Here is a 12226-nt window from a genome sequence, read left to right as displayed (position 1 = left end):
GGCATTTGAGAAATCAGCCGTCTAGCCGAGGTTTCGACGTTTTGAAGGAGGGTTTATATTGATAGAGATTGAAAAGCCAAAAATCGAAACGGTAGAAATCAGCGATGATAGAAAGTACGGTAAATTCGTCGTCGAACCACTTGAGCGTGGATATGGTACTACTTTGGGTAACTCCTTACGTCGTATCCTATTATCCTCACTCCCTGGTGCAGCTGTAACATCTATTCAAATTGAAGGTGTATTACATGAATTTTCAACAGTTCCTGGAGTTGTTGAAGATGTAACAAACATCATTTTAAACGTTAAAAAGTTAGCGTTAAAGATTTACTCTGATGAAGAGAAAACACTTGAGATCGATGTTAAAGGTCCTGGTACAGTAACGGCTGCTGACATTCAAGCAGACAGCGATATCGAAGTTCTAAATCCAGATCTTCATATTGCAACACTTGAGTCAGATGCTCATTTCCGTATGAGACTTACTGCTCGCACAGGTCGAGGTTATAATCCTGCCGATGCTAACAAGCGTGAAGACCAACCAATTGGTGTACTTCCAATTGACTCAATCTATACGCCTGTTACTCGCGTATCGTATTATGTAGAAAATACTCGTGTTGGTCAAATGACAAATTACGATAAGTTAACGTTGGATGTTTGGACTGACGGTAGCATCGAGCCAGAAAAAGCTGTTGCTTTAGGTGCAAAGATTCTAACGGAACACTTAAATATCTTCGTTAACTTAACAGATGAAGCTCAAAAAGCAGAGATCATGGTAGAAAAAGAAGAAGACCAGAAAGAAAAAGTTCTAGAGATGACGATCGAGGAACTGGATTTATCTGTTCGTTCTTACAACTGCTTAAAACGAGCAGGCATCAATACTGTACAAGAGCTTGCTAATAAAACAGAAGAAGATATGATGAAAGTTCGTAACTTAGGCCGTAAATCTTTAGAAGAAGTTAAAGCTAAACTTGAAGAATTAGGTTTGGGTCTACGTAAGGACGACTGATTATATCTACCTGTTTAACTACTTAACAAAGGAGGGGACCTCACATGTCTTACCGTAAATTAGGTCGTACAAGCGCACAACGCAAGGCGCTTCTTCGTGATTTAACAACTGATTTAATCATCAGTGAACGCATTGAGACAACTGAAGCTCGTGCAAAAGAATTACGTTCAACTGTTGAAAAAATGATTACTTTAGGTAAACGTGGAGATCTACACGCTCGTCGTCAAGCTGCATCTTACATCCGTAATGAAGTAGCTAACGAAGAAGCTGGTCAAAGCGCTTTACAAAAACTATTCAGCGATATCGCTACTCGCTACGAAGATCGCCAAGGCGGTTACACTCGTATCTTAAAAGTTGGACCTCGCCGTGGTGACGGTGCTCCAATGGTTATCATTGAATTAGTTTAATATTTTTAATACAGATAGAAAAGGGCGAGACAGTGTGTAACTAGTCGTTGCCCTTTTTTTATACCTTAAACCGGGTAAATAGCGTAAAAAACCAATGTAGGCAATGCTGCAATAGAAAAAGCTGAGAGGAAGATAGCGTTGAAAGAAATGTCTTTAGAGGTAAAAGATTTATGCTTTCGATACGATCCTGAAGCAGACCTAACATTAGATCACCTTTCTCTCTCTGCTTATAAAGGTGAATGGTTAGCGATAGCTGGACATAATGGATCTGGTAAATCGACGCTGGCACGAATTCTAAACGGCCTTTTGCTACCTGAAAAAGGAACGGTTCGAGTGGGCGATACTCTTTTATCTGAAGAAACAATATGGGATGTGCGCAAGCAGATTGGAATGGTGTTTCAAAATCCAGATAATCAATTTGTTGGCTCAACCGTTCAAGATGATATTGCGTTTGGGCTTGAAAACAACGGGATTCCATTTGAGATTATGGAAAAACGTATACCTGAAGCAATCGAAATGGTCAATATGAGTGCTTTTCTGGATCAAGAGCCTCATCAGCTATCAGGTGGACAAAAACAGCGTGTGGCCATTGCGGGTATAATTGCCGTACAGCCATCTGTCATCATTCTAGATGAAGCAACATCTATGTTAGATCCTATTGGACGAACTGAAGTACTTGAAACTGTTAGAAAATTAAAAGAAGAAAAACAACTGACGGTTATTTCAATTACCCACGATTTAGATGAAGTAGCAATGGCTGACAGAGTCGTTGTGATGAACAAAGGGAAGATCTATGCAACAGGTACTCCACGCGAAGTATTTGCATTAGGTTCCAAGTTAACGGATATTGGACTAGACTTGCCGTTTTCCGTTAAACTAAGCCATCGTTTTGCTTCCGTAGGAATTCCTTTATCAAAAATTCATTTAACAGATGAGGACTTGGTGGACGAACTATGGACATTATATTCAAAGAAGTAGAGCATCGTTATCAAGTTAATACACCATTTGAACGAATTGCTCTACATGACTTAAATTTAAGCATTCAATCAGGTACATTTTTGGCTGTTATTGGCCATACTGGTTCTGGGAAATCAACAATCATACAGCATCTGAATGCTTTATTGAAGCCAACTGCTGGTGAAATTCAAATCGGTGAGCGCACAATTAAAGCCAATCGAAAAGAAAAGAATTTGAAAGCTATTCGTCAGCAAGTAGGCGTAGTGTTTCAATTTCCAGAACATCAGCTTTTTGAAGAAACGGTGGAAAAAGATATAGCTTTTGGGCCAATGAATTATGGCGTTTTGGAAGAAGAAGCAAGGCAAAAAGCAAGAGAGCTTATCAAGTTAGTGGGGTTGCCAGAAGACCTTCTCACCAGATCTCCTTTTGATTTGAGTGGTGGACAAATGCGTCGTGTAGCGATAGCAGGTATTCTAGCGATGAATCCTAATGTGCTAATTTTAGATGAGCCAACTGCTGGATTGGACCCTAGAGGCCGTCAAGAAATTATGAATATGATTTATCGTCTTCATAAAGAAAAAGGCTTGACGACGATTCTCGTGACTCACAGCATGGAAGATGCAGCTATGTACGCTGATGAGCTAATTGTGATGAATAAGGGAACGATTGCGATGAAAGGGTCACCTAGAGAAGTGTTTGGTCAGCATACGCAGCTAAAAGAATATGGATTGGATGTTCCAGAATCGCTTCGCTTTATGCTGAAGCTACAAGAGAAATTTCAGCTTGAAGCATCGGATACGGTTATTACCTTTTCTGAAGTGGTAGAGAAAGTGCAGCACCTTATGCAGCAAGGTGAACGATTATGATGAACTCAATCATTATTGGTAAGTATGTGCCGGGGCATTCTGTTGTCCATCGAATGGATCCTCGGGCCAAGCTGCTTCTCGTATTTGCATATGTATTAATTGTGTTTTTAGCAAATAACCCTATCGGCTATGCTTTTTTAGGTGTGTATACCCTTGCCATAGTGGCCATGAGTAAAGTGCCCGTTTCATTTATTTTAAGAGGGTTAAAGCCCGTTCTATTTATTATTATCATCACGTTTCTTTTGCACATTTTTATGACAAAGGAAGGGCCTCTCTTGTTTGAATGGGGATGGTTTTCTGTCTATAAAGGCGGCCTTATTCAAGGTATTTTAATTTCCTTACGCTTCTTGTTTTTAATTTTAATTACGACGATGCTAACGTTAACGACTACGCCCATTGAAGTAACAGATGGAATGGAAAGCTTGTTGAATCCATTTAAAAAGCTCAAGCTTCCTGTCCATGAATTAGCTTTAATGATGTCCATTTCTCTTCGCTTTATTCCTACATTGATGGAAGAGACAGATAAAATTATTAAAGCACAGACAGCACGAGGAGTGGACTTTAGCAGCGGTCCTGTTACGGATCGGTTGAAAGCTGTCGTTCCTTTGCTTGTTCCTTTATTTATAGGTTCATTTAAGCGTGCTGAAGAGCTAGCTATTGCCATGGAGGCAAGGGGTTATAAAGGCGGAGAAGGGCGTACAAAGTATCGTCAATTGAAATGGGGAAGCATAGATACAATTATGCTTTTACTTCTACTGGCAGTAGCAGTTGTTTTAGTGCTGATTAGAACGTAAAGATTGTTTGGTGAAAAGATGAAACGTTTAAAATGTATAGTTGCATACGACGGCACACACTTTTCGGGTTATCAAGTTCAGCCCAATAAGCGAACTGTTCAACTCGAGATTGAATCCGTTTTAGAGAAAATGCATAACAAAAAAGTTCCGATTTACGCCTCTGGACGAACGGACACAAATGTTCATGCACAGGGGCAAGTCATTCATTTTGACACAAACCTAAATATTCCATGTGATAAGTGGAAAAAAGCATTGAATTCAATGCTACCAGATGATATTGTAATGAAGAATGTATGTGAAGTTGATGCACATTTTCACGCCCGGTATGACGTTACTTCAAAAGAGTATCGCTATCATATTTTGCGCGGCGAAGATCGAAATCCTTTCACTCGTTCTTATGCATACCATTACCCTTATCCATTAGACTACTCGAAAATGAAAAAAGCCATCACATATTTACTCGGTACACACGACTTTACAAGCTTTTGTTCAGCGAGGACAGAAGTGGAAGATAAGATCCGTACGATTTATAAGATTGATATGTATGAAGAGAATAGTCAGCTTGTGTTTAGATTCGTTGGAAGTGGCTTTCTGTATAATATGGTTCGTATTCTTGTTGGAACGCTTTTAGAAGTAGGACAAGGCCGTATTGAACCAGATGCTATAAAAGATATTCTAGAAAGCAAATCACGTCCTCGTGCAGGGAAAACTGCGCCTTCGCAAGGACTATATTTATGGCGCGTTTTCTATGACAACTAAACCTGGTGTAACATTTTCTTGACATTAGTAGCTTAAAGATATAATATATCATATGGTATGTATTTTAACCCCACGGTTAGCCCCGGAAATTAATCGTGTTGAAATAGAAGGTTGAAATAATTTTATAATTGATGATGAAAATTAGGAGGGAAACTCATGCGTACAACTTTCATGGCGAAAGCAAACGAAGTAGAGCGTAAATGGTATGTTGTCGATGCTGAAGGTAAAACTTTAGGTCGTTTAGCAAGTGAAGTAGCATCAATCTTACGCGGTAAACATAAACCAACTTTTACACCACATGTTGATACTGGTGATCACGTGATCCTTATCAATGCGTCAAAAATCGAACTAACAGGTAAAAAATTAACTGATAAAATTTATTACCGTCACAGCATGCACCCAGGTGGTTTGAAACAACGTACAGCATTAGAAATGCGTACTAACTACTCTGAGAAAATGCTTGAATTAGGAATCAAAGGCATGCTTCCAAAAGGTAGCCTAGGCCGTCAAATGTTCAAAAAATTACATGTGTATGCTGGTGAAACACATCCACATGAAGCACAAAAACCAGAAGTTTACGAACTTCGCGGATAATTAATAAGAGGAGGTTATTATCTTGGCACAGGTACAATATTACGGAACTGGTCGTCGTAAAAGCTCTGTTGCTCGTGTACGTTTAGTACCAGGTAACGGTCGCGTAACAATCAACGGTCGTGAAATCGAAGAATACATTCCATTTGCTGCACTACGTGAAGTAGTAAAACAACCACTTGCTTTAACTGAAACTGTAGGTAACTATGACGTATTTGTAAACGTTAATGGTGGAGGTTATGCAGGTCAAGCTGGCGCTATTCGTCACGGAATCTCTCGTGCTTTATTAGAAGCAGACCCTGAATACCGTGGAACATTAAAACGTGCTGGTCTATTAACTCGTGACGCTCGTGCGAAAGAACGTAAAAAATACGGTCTTAAAGGCGCTCGTCGTGCACCACAATTCTCAAAACGTTAATTTTATATTACGTTTCAAGCCTTGGTCTTTGGACCAAGGCTTTTTTTATTTATTGTTTGCGTATGAGACGAAGGCTTGTGCAGACAATATGTAAAAAAGGGAGGCGTTATCATGAACGAGGTTACATATTTAAAAGAAAAACGTTATGAAAAAGAAATGAAATATGAACGCAAAGTCCTAAGGGAATTATCGTTTGATTTGCTTCAAGAGAGGCTGCGCCGTTATTTTCACCCAATGTTTCAGTGGAATATGCTAGGAGACGAACATGTGGAGGAGTACTGTCTTGACATTGCTATCGAATCATTTTTATTAGGTGCCCGGGTGAGTAAACGTGGTAAAGGCTACGAAGATTTTCAGAAGCACAGTAAGCAAGAAGAGTCTCTTTTAATTGATACATTGTACGGAGCCGTCAGCATGTCTGTAACAGACCTTTATCAAGATGGTCTGTATTATTTGTGTCAAGGATATGTGCAAGACTGGTGGAAAGAAGGTTATCGAACCGCAGAAAAAAGACGTCGGTTACGTTTGCATTAAAAAGTACTCATAATTCCCGTTCTTGTCCCATATAGAAATAAATAGGTGAGGCAAGAAGGGAAGGGATAAAATGTCTAAAGTAAAAATAATGAGCACAATTATAGCGCTTCTCGTTCTTTTTGTCATTGTACAATATCAGATAGATCATAGAACATCATCCGGTTCGCTTTCACTTCCTCTTAGCGGGAAAGTTATTGTACTAGATCCTGGACACGGCGGTGTTGATGGAGGAGCGGTAGGAGAGGATGAAGTGCTTGAAAAAGAAATAACTCTTAAAATTTCGTTAATGCTTCGGGACTATCTGCAAGAGCAAGGGGCACTTGTTATTATGACGAGAGAAAAAGACGAAGACCTAGCGGCCAAAGATACAAGAGGATACAGTCGGAGAAAAGTAGAAGACTTAAAAAATCGCTTAACGATGATTAATAAATCCAATGCCGATTTGTACTTAAGTATTCACTTGAATGCTATTCCATCCTCTGCGTGGAGAGGGGCTCAAACTTTCTATTACGGATCCCTAAAAGAAAACGAGCAAGTGGCCAAACTCATTCAACAAGAGCTAAGAAATAACCTAGACAATACGACCCGTGAAGCAAAAGCTATTCAAACTCTTTACCTTCTTAAGCATTCTAAGCCACCCGGTGCTTTGGTTGAAGTAGGATTCTTATCAAATCCTACAGAACGTAAAATGCTTCAATCGAAACGCTATCAAAAAAAGTTAGCTGAATCCATTTATGAAGGAGTCAGCCGGTATTTTACTGGAGAAAAGCCTAAATAAAAAGCATAGCATCCTTCTATTCAGAAAAATCTAATATGTATGATATACTTGATAGTATAAATAGATTTTAACATGGTGGTGGGAGTATGCTAACGGAAAAGCAAGTAAAAGAAGTAGTAGGGGAAATTACAGATCCATTTTTAAATAAAAAACTATCAGAAACAGATGCGATTAAAGAAATAACAATCAAAGCTGAAAAACAGCATATAAGCCTGAAGATTGCTGTTGCAAAAACAGGTACTAGTGAACAGCTGAGCCTTCAAGGCACAATTGTAGAAGAATTAAAAAAAGCAGGTGTACAGTCGGTGGGACTGCGATTTGTTGAGTTTACGCCTGAGGAACTTCAGCAGTACCGCGCTGAGCAGCCGAATACTGGCAACTTACTAACTAGTCCGAATGCACCTGAATTTATTGCTATTGCCAGCGGTAAAGGAGGCGTTGGTAAATCAACAGTCTCTGTGAACTTAGCCGTTTCTCTAGCTCGTTTAGGAAAGAAAATTGGTTTAATTGATGCTGACATTTATGGATTCAGCGTCCCAGATATGATGGGAATCATACAGCGTCCTGTAGTAGAAGGTGAAAAGATTATTCCAGTTGACCGTTTCGGAGTAAAAGTTATTTCCATGGGCTTCTTTGTAGAAGATAATTCACCTGTTATCTGGCGAGGACCTATGCTTGGAAAAATGTTGACGAGCTTTTTTACAGAAGTTGAATGGGGAGAATTAGATTATCTTTTACTAGACTTACCTCCTGGAACAGGTGATGTCGCATTAGACGTTCACTCCATGCTTCCTGCTTGTAAAGAAGTGATTATTACAACACCACATCCTACAGCGGCATTTGTTGCAGCTAGAGCGGGTGCTATGGCTTTGAAAACAGATCATGAGGTAATTGGAGTTGTAGAAAATATGGCCTACTTTGAAAGCCAGCTAACAGGCGAAAAAGAGTACGTATTTGGTAAAGGCGGGGGTCCAAAACTTGCTGAGGAACTTCAGACAGAGCTTTTAGGACAGCTTCCGTTAAGTCAGCCCGACTGGAATGAAGAAGATTTTGCACCTTCCATTTACGACGAATCCCATCGTTTAGGTCAAATATATGGAGAGATTGCAAGCAAGATTGCATTTATTTGCGAAAATGAAAAAGCAGCAACAGGGAAATAACAAAAAGCACGCGCTCGAACAGCGCGTGCTTTTTGTTGTTATACAGAGAGTTCAATCTGCGCCTTTTTAAAATCAAATGCAAGGTTTTGCTTTAAGAGAGCTAAAAATGTTTTTCCAGCTGTACTTACGGTGTGAGACTGGTGCTTTAAAATGCCGATTGCAGGGCCCTCATGTAAGTCATGAATCGTTTTAACCACCACTTGATCTGGCGGAAGAGTTGCGCTTATTTGTGGAACAACGGCTATTCCTAAGTTTTCTTTTACAAAATGCTGAAGTGTGCTAATAGTGCCTAACTGGACTTTAGCAGGCAGCTGTCCTGTTCGTTCAAAGATTAGCTGCTCAATTTTCTTTTGAACGGAAGATTGCCCAGCTGTAATCAGCGTTTCGTGTATTAAATCTTTTGCAAAGATTGTTTTTCTTTTTGTTAGAGCATGATTGAATGGTAGTAGCAGCACAAGTTTTTCCGTTAGCAATGCCTCAAATTCTATATCTCTGAACGATTCTGAGACAGTGCCAATCGCGAAATCAATTTCTTGATTGCGTATATGTTGATGAAGGTGCTTTTCGTCTGCAACGAGTAAGCTAATTTCTGTGTTGGGATATCTTTTTTTAAATAATGAGAGAATGGAAGGCAGTCGACTGCTTGCTGTAGGCTCTGCAGCACCTATACGGATAGTGCCAGCTTCGCCTGTTGAATAATCCTTTAAGGTGTTATTTAGGTATTCATATTCCTTTAGTAAGATATTTGCCCGCTCGTAAAAGATTTTACCTGCTTCAGTAAGTTTAATGCTTTTTCCACGTTCTAAAAGCTTAAATCCTAGTTCGGATTCTAACTTTTGAATGTGCAATGTAATAGTAGGCTGAGAGTACTTTAAATATTCAGCGGCTAATTGAAAGCTTCCTAAACGAACAATGGTTTGAAACGTTTTAATAACGCGAAATTCCATCGAATTCCCTCCTTTTGCTATAAAACGATTGTGTTAATTTCTAATATTTTACCATAAAGCTAAGAATTAAAGTTTACAATTCCAATAAAAATACTAAGTATTAAGAAATATAAAGAAGTCATTTAGGTTTTTTAATAAAAATAAATGACATAATTAAATACGCATCTCATATGAGATGCGTATTTAATCACTGTTGTTGCTGTTCTCCGCCTGAGTCAGATCCAGCGGAAGAAGAACCACCATCGTCGCTGCTTTGTTTTTGTCCACCTTGTGTTTCTTCAGCGGCTTTCAAAAGAATGTCTTGAATTTTAGATTGATAAAGAGGGCTATCAAACGTTTCGGTCATAATCTTTTGTAAATAAGTGCGATATTCTTTACTCTTTAAAACAGTCAGTACTTCTTTTTCCATAGCCGGATCCTTTAAAACATCTTGAAGCATTCCTTGATATTCAGGATCTTTCATTAGTTGTTTGATGACCGTCTTATTTTCTTTTTCCAAACTTTTAGCAAAGCTTTCAGCAAACTTCGGATCATCCATGGCTTTTTTCCAAAATTCCACGCCTTTATCTGATACGAGGGTTTGAGAAATTGTATCTTTTATCGCGTTTTGATCCATTAAAATATCTTGTCTAACAGAAGGGTCTTTCATAATTGCCTCGACTGCTTTTTTTCCTTCATCTGTTTTTAAAATATCAACAACCATTTTCTTTGTTTGATCATAATCCATACCATTGTTCTCTTCATCTTGCGGTGCACAGGCTGTAGCTAAAAGCATACACATTCCTATATAAATGAGGAGCATGAGTCGCTTTTTCATAGTAATGAGCTCCTTTCCTAATATGCTTACGCTTAATATGAGATAAACAAGGTTTTTTATTCATAAAAGAGCTCTAGATTTTTCAAAACGTGATTGGTACAATTTATGAAAAGGTACAATTTTGTAACTTATGGGGGAGATGGAAGTGAATAGTCGAAATTGGGTTCGTCTATTTCTAACCACGTTAGCTGTTGGGGGTATAAGTACAGCTGTTGTTGGGTTTGCGGTGCGCTGGGGGGAATACGGTCACTTATTTCAACAAGGAAAGATAGGAGAAATTGTTGCTGTTTTAACATGGCTCGTAGGAGTAGGGTTTATTTTTAGTTTAATTAGCCAAATGGGTTTTTTTGCATATTTAACTATTCACAGATTTGGGTTGGGAATTTTTAAATCTGCATCTCTTTGGAAATCGGTTCAAATTGTATTTGTTTTATTTGTATTATTTGACGTTGCTTATTTTCGATATAAGTTCTTCCAACAAACGGGAGAAGGCATAGGTAAGTATATTTTGTTAAGCGTTTTCTTGTTAGCAGTGGGGTTGTTAGTGGCGTATGCAAAGAAAAAGCAGACGAATAAAGAGGCTTTTGTACCAGCGCTGTTTTTTATGATTGTTGTAACGACAATTGAATGGTTCCCAGCGCTGCGAACGAACGAAGAAAGCTGGCTTTACCTTATGTTGTTTCCACTTCTAATTTGTAATATGTATCAACTTCTTATTTTGCCGAAACTTCTTACGCATGCAAGAATAGCAAAAGCAGACAAATAGCATATTTGTCTGCTTTTGCTTTCCATATACAGTGGGTATAGATCTTAGCGGATATCTTTTACCTGGGTTTTTGAATTTGAAATTAATGTTGAAACACTTACGTTTGAGACTTTTTTATTTTGTAATGAATTCTTGATATATGGAATAGCCTTTGCTGTTTGTTGAGCGGAGTCAGACGCGTGCAGCAATATAATATCTCCCCCGTCTAAAGGCTTTGTAACATTCGATACAATCTTTTTAACCCCTGGATTTGTCCAGTCTTTAGAGTCAATGCTCCAGTGAACAGTAGTATATCCTATATCTGCTGTTAACTTTAAGATGTCTTTATTAAATTGCCCGTTAGGAGGACGAAGAAGGTGAACATCTTTAAGGCCTAGAGAATCAAATACTTTCTTTGATTTTGCAAGATCCTGTCTAATCTCATTAGGTTTTAGGCTTGTATAAGAAGTATAGTCATAGCCCATTGTGCCAATTTCGTGACCTTCTTTCTTAATGCGCTCTACAACATCTGGGTGACGTTCAGCCCATGAAGCAGATAAAAAGAAAGTAGCATGTTCAATATGCTGTTTTTTCAGTTCATTTAGAATAGGAATAGCTCTTTCGTCTCCCCAGCTGATGTTAAATGTAAGAGCGACTTCGGGATTTTTATCATCCGCCTTATAAACAGCTCGTGGACCATTATCTGTTGAAAACACAGGGAAGTGAAACGTCTGCTGAGCATAAAGAAAAAAGCTTGTAAAAAAAGCAGCAACTACGATAAGCATTGTTTGTTTGATTCTTTTAGCTCGAATAGTATAAAACATATTCATTTTGTCACCTCATTTAATAAGTAGTACTTGTCTAATTTGTATGCGTTTTGTCTACAATTAATAACAGGTAAGGAAAAGAACGACTGATTTTATTTTGATGTTTGAGAATCAATGTCGCAAAAAGCAGGTGAATCAATGAAAATTTGTTTATTTAATCAGGTGGAGTGTTTAGAGTTAGAAGCACTACTCAGAGAAGAAATGAAGAGAACAAACGTTGTTTTTCAACAAAGTTTGAATCAGGTAGTTCTTGAACGAAACATTCAAGAGAAGTATCAAATCCTTTCAAAGATCTTGCTAAGGTTCAGTGAAAGCAGGGAAGTAAACAAGGTTTTTTAATAAAACGAAAAAAACTTTCCAAAAAGTATTGACTTTATATAATACAGATGTTAAATTATTAAATGTCGCTGATGAGTGATTGGAAAGCAATCGCAATTCATCAGAAATAAAATATTAAAAAGTTGTTGACAAATGAAAGGCAACTTGTTAATATAAAAAAGTCGCTCAAGAGCGGCGGTTGAACTTTGAAAACTGAACAAAGCGACAAACGTCAACGTTAATTTTTATTTTTAAATTGAGCAAGTCAAACATTTCTTCGGAGAGTTTGATCCTGGCTCAGGATG

The 12226-nt window shown here is 38.3% G+C and carries 15 protein-coding genes; 12 read left to right on the top strand and 3 right to left on the bottom strand.

Features of this window, described 5'->3' with window-relative positions; all coding sequences use genetic code 11:
• Positions 1–58 precede the first annotated feature (58 nt).
• From ACOZIR_RS26165 to ACOZIR_RS26115, 11 genes are all read left to right on the top strand, one after another.
• Positions 59–1003 (top strand): DNA-directed RNA polymerase subunit alpha, encoded by a 945-nt coding sequence (locus ACOZIR_RS26165; protein ID WP_013054952.1) that lies wholly within the window; start codon positions 59–61, stop codon positions 1001–1003.
• Positions 1004–1047: 44 nt separating this feature from the next.
• Positions 1048–1410: a 50S ribosomal protein L17 gene (gene rplQ, locus ACOZIR_RS26160; protein WP_013054953.1), complete on the top strand. Its 363-nt coding sequence runs from the start codon at positions 1048–1050 to the stop codon at positions 1408–1410.
• A 138-nt stretch (positions 1411–1548) separates the two neighbouring features.
• A complete protein-coding gene (locus ACOZIR_RS26155) occupies positions 1549–2388 on the top strand; it encodes an energy-coupling factor ABC transporter ATP-binding protein (protein ID WP_013054954.1) in 840 nt (279 codons plus the stop codon).
• On the top strand, positions 2364–3233 hold the full coding sequence (locus ACOZIR_RS26150; protein WP_045294405.1) for an energy-coupling factor ABC transporter ATP-binding protein: 870 nt from the start codon (positions 2364–2366) through the stop codon (positions 3231–3233). Before ACOZIR_RS26155 ends, ACOZIR_RS26150 begins: the two co-directional genes overlap by 25 nt.
• Positions 3230–4027, top strand: coding sequence for an energy-coupling factor transporter transmembrane component T family protein (locus ACOZIR_RS26145; RefSeq protein ID WP_045294403.1), 798 nt, complete (start codon positions 3230–3232; stop codon positions 4025–4027). The genes ACOZIR_RS26150 and ACOZIR_RS26145 overlap by 4 nt, the downstream gene beginning before the upstream one ends.
• 18 nt (positions 4028–4045) lie before the next feature.
• A complete protein-coding gene (gene truA, locus ACOZIR_RS26140; protein WP_310879074.1) occupies positions 4046–4786 on the top strand; it encodes a tRNA pseudouridine(38-40) synthase TruA in 741 nt (246 codons plus the stop codon).
• Between the two features lie 156 nt (positions 4787–4942).
• Positions 4943–5380: a 50S ribosomal protein L13 gene (gene rplM / locus ACOZIR_RS26135; protein WP_013054958.1), complete on the top strand. Its 438-nt coding sequence runs from the start codon at positions 4943–4945 to the stop codon at positions 5378–5380.
• Between the two features lie 22 nt (positions 5381–5402).
• Positions 5403–5795, top strand: a complete 393-nt coding sequence (gene rpsI, locus ACOZIR_RS26130) for a 30S ribosomal protein S9 (RefSeq protein ID WP_013054959.1) — start codon at positions 5403–5405, stop codon at positions 5793–5795.
• 111 nt (positions 5796–5906) lie between these two features.
• The gene (locus ACOZIR_RS26125; protein WP_013054960.1) at positions 5907–6329 is read left to right on the top strand and encodes a DUF2521 family protein; all 423 of its coding nucleotides are present in this window, start codon (positions 5907–5909) and stop codon (positions 6327–6329) included.
• Between the two features lie 70 nt (positions 6330–6399).
• On the top strand, positions 6400–7107 hold the full coding sequence (gene cwlD, locus ACOZIR_RS26120) for an N-acetylmuramoyl-L-alanine amidase CwlD (protein WP_014462005.1): 708 nt from the start codon (positions 6400–6402) through the stop codon (positions 7105–7107).
• An 86-nt stretch (positions 7108–7193) separates the two neighbouring features.
• Entirely contained in the window at positions 7194–8267 is a 1074-nt protein-coding gene (locus tag ACOZIR_RS26115; RefSeq protein WP_045294399.1) for a P-loop NTPase, read from the top strand.
• Positions 8268–8305: 38 nt separating this feature from the next.
• Here ACOZIR_RS26115 and ACOZIR_RS26110 read toward each other — a convergent pair whose 3' ends face one another.
• Both ACOZIR_RS26110 and gerD read right to left on the bottom strand, forming a co-directional pair.
• Complete coding sequence (locus tag ACOZIR_RS26110) at positions 8306–9214, bottom strand: LysR family transcriptional regulator (RefSeq protein ID WP_045295635.1); 909 nt, start codon at positions 9212–9214, stop codon at positions 8306–8308.
• 187 nt (positions 9215–9401) lie between these two features.
• Complete coding sequence (gerD, locus tag ACOZIR_RS26105; RefSeq protein WP_033580786.1) at positions 9402–10031, bottom strand: spore germination lipoprotein GerD; 630 nt, start codon at positions 10029–10031, stop codon at positions 9402–9404.
• Between the two features lie 145 nt (positions 10032–10176).
• Here gerD and ACOZIR_RS26100 point away from each other — a divergent pair, with 145 nt between their 5' ends.
• The gene (locus ACOZIR_RS26100; RefSeq protein ID WP_045295634.1) at positions 10177–10797 is read left to right on the top strand and encodes a KinB-signaling pathway activation protein; all 621 of its coding nucleotides are present in this window, start codon (positions 10177–10179) and stop codon (positions 10795–10797) included.
• 44 nt (positions 10798–10841) lie between these two features.
• On the opposite strand, the gene pdaB is transcribed toward ACOZIR_RS26100, so the two are convergent.
• Positions 10842–11606, bottom strand: coding sequence for a polysaccharide deacetylase family sporulation protein PdaB (pdaB, locus tag ACOZIR_RS26095; protein ID WP_045295633.1), 765 nt, complete (start codon positions 11604–11606; stop codon positions 10842–10844).
• Positions 11607–12226: the final 620 nt, after the last annotated feature.

The organism is Priestia sp. D3YE.R1, from assembly GCF_049199565.1.
GTDB lineage: Bacteria > Bacillota > Bacilli > Bacillales > Bacillaceae_H > Priestia > Priestia aryabhattai.
Note: the sequence above shows the minus strand (reverse complement) of the source record. Positions and strands in the feature narration are given on the sequence as shown.

Excerpts from the sequence above, each read along its gene's own strand:
- rplQ (WP_013054953.1), top strand. The coding sequence starts at position 1,048 with ATGTCTTACCGTAAATTAGGTCGTACAAGCGCACAACGCAAGGCGCTT.
- ACOZIR_RS26150 (WP_045294405.1), top strand. The coding sequence starts at position 2,364 with ATGGACATTATATTCAAAGAAGTAGAGCATCGTTATCAAGTTAATACA.
- ACOZIR_RS26145 (WP_045294403.1), top strand. The coding sequence starts at position 3,230 with ATGATGAACTCAATCATTATTGGTAAGTATGTGCCGGGGCATTCTGTT.
- truA (WP_310879074.1), top strand. The coding sequence starts at position 4,046 with ATGAAACGTTTAAAATGTATAGTTGCATACGACGGCACACACTTTTCG.
- rplM (WP_013054958.1), top strand. The coding sequence starts at position 4,943 with ATGCGTACAACTTTCATGGCGAAAGCAAACGAAGTAGAGCGTAAATGG.
- ACOZIR_RS26125 (WP_013054960.1), top strand. The coding sequence starts at position 5,907 with ATGAACGAGGTTACATATTTAAAAGAAAAACGTTATGAAAAAGAAATG.
- cwlD (WP_014462005.1), top strand. The coding sequence starts at position 6,400 with ATGTCTAAAGTAAAAATAATGAGCACAATTATAGCGCTTCTCGTTCTT.
- ACOZIR_RS26115 (WP_045294399.1), top strand. The coding sequence starts at position 7,194 with ATGCTAACGGAAAAGCAAGTAAAAGAAGTAGTAGGGGAAATTACAGAT.
- ACOZIR_RS26110 (WP_045295635.1), bottom strand. The coding sequence starts at position 9,214 with ATGGAATTTCGCGTTATTAAAACGTTTCAAACCATTGTTCGTTTAGGA.
- gerD (WP_033580786.1), bottom strand. The coding sequence starts at position 10,031 with ATGAAAAAGCGACTCATGCTCCTCATTTATATAGGAATGTGTATGCTT.
- pdaB (WP_045295633.1), bottom strand. The coding sequence starts at position 11,606 with ATGAATATGTTTTATACTATTCGAGCTAAAAGAATCAAACAAACAATG.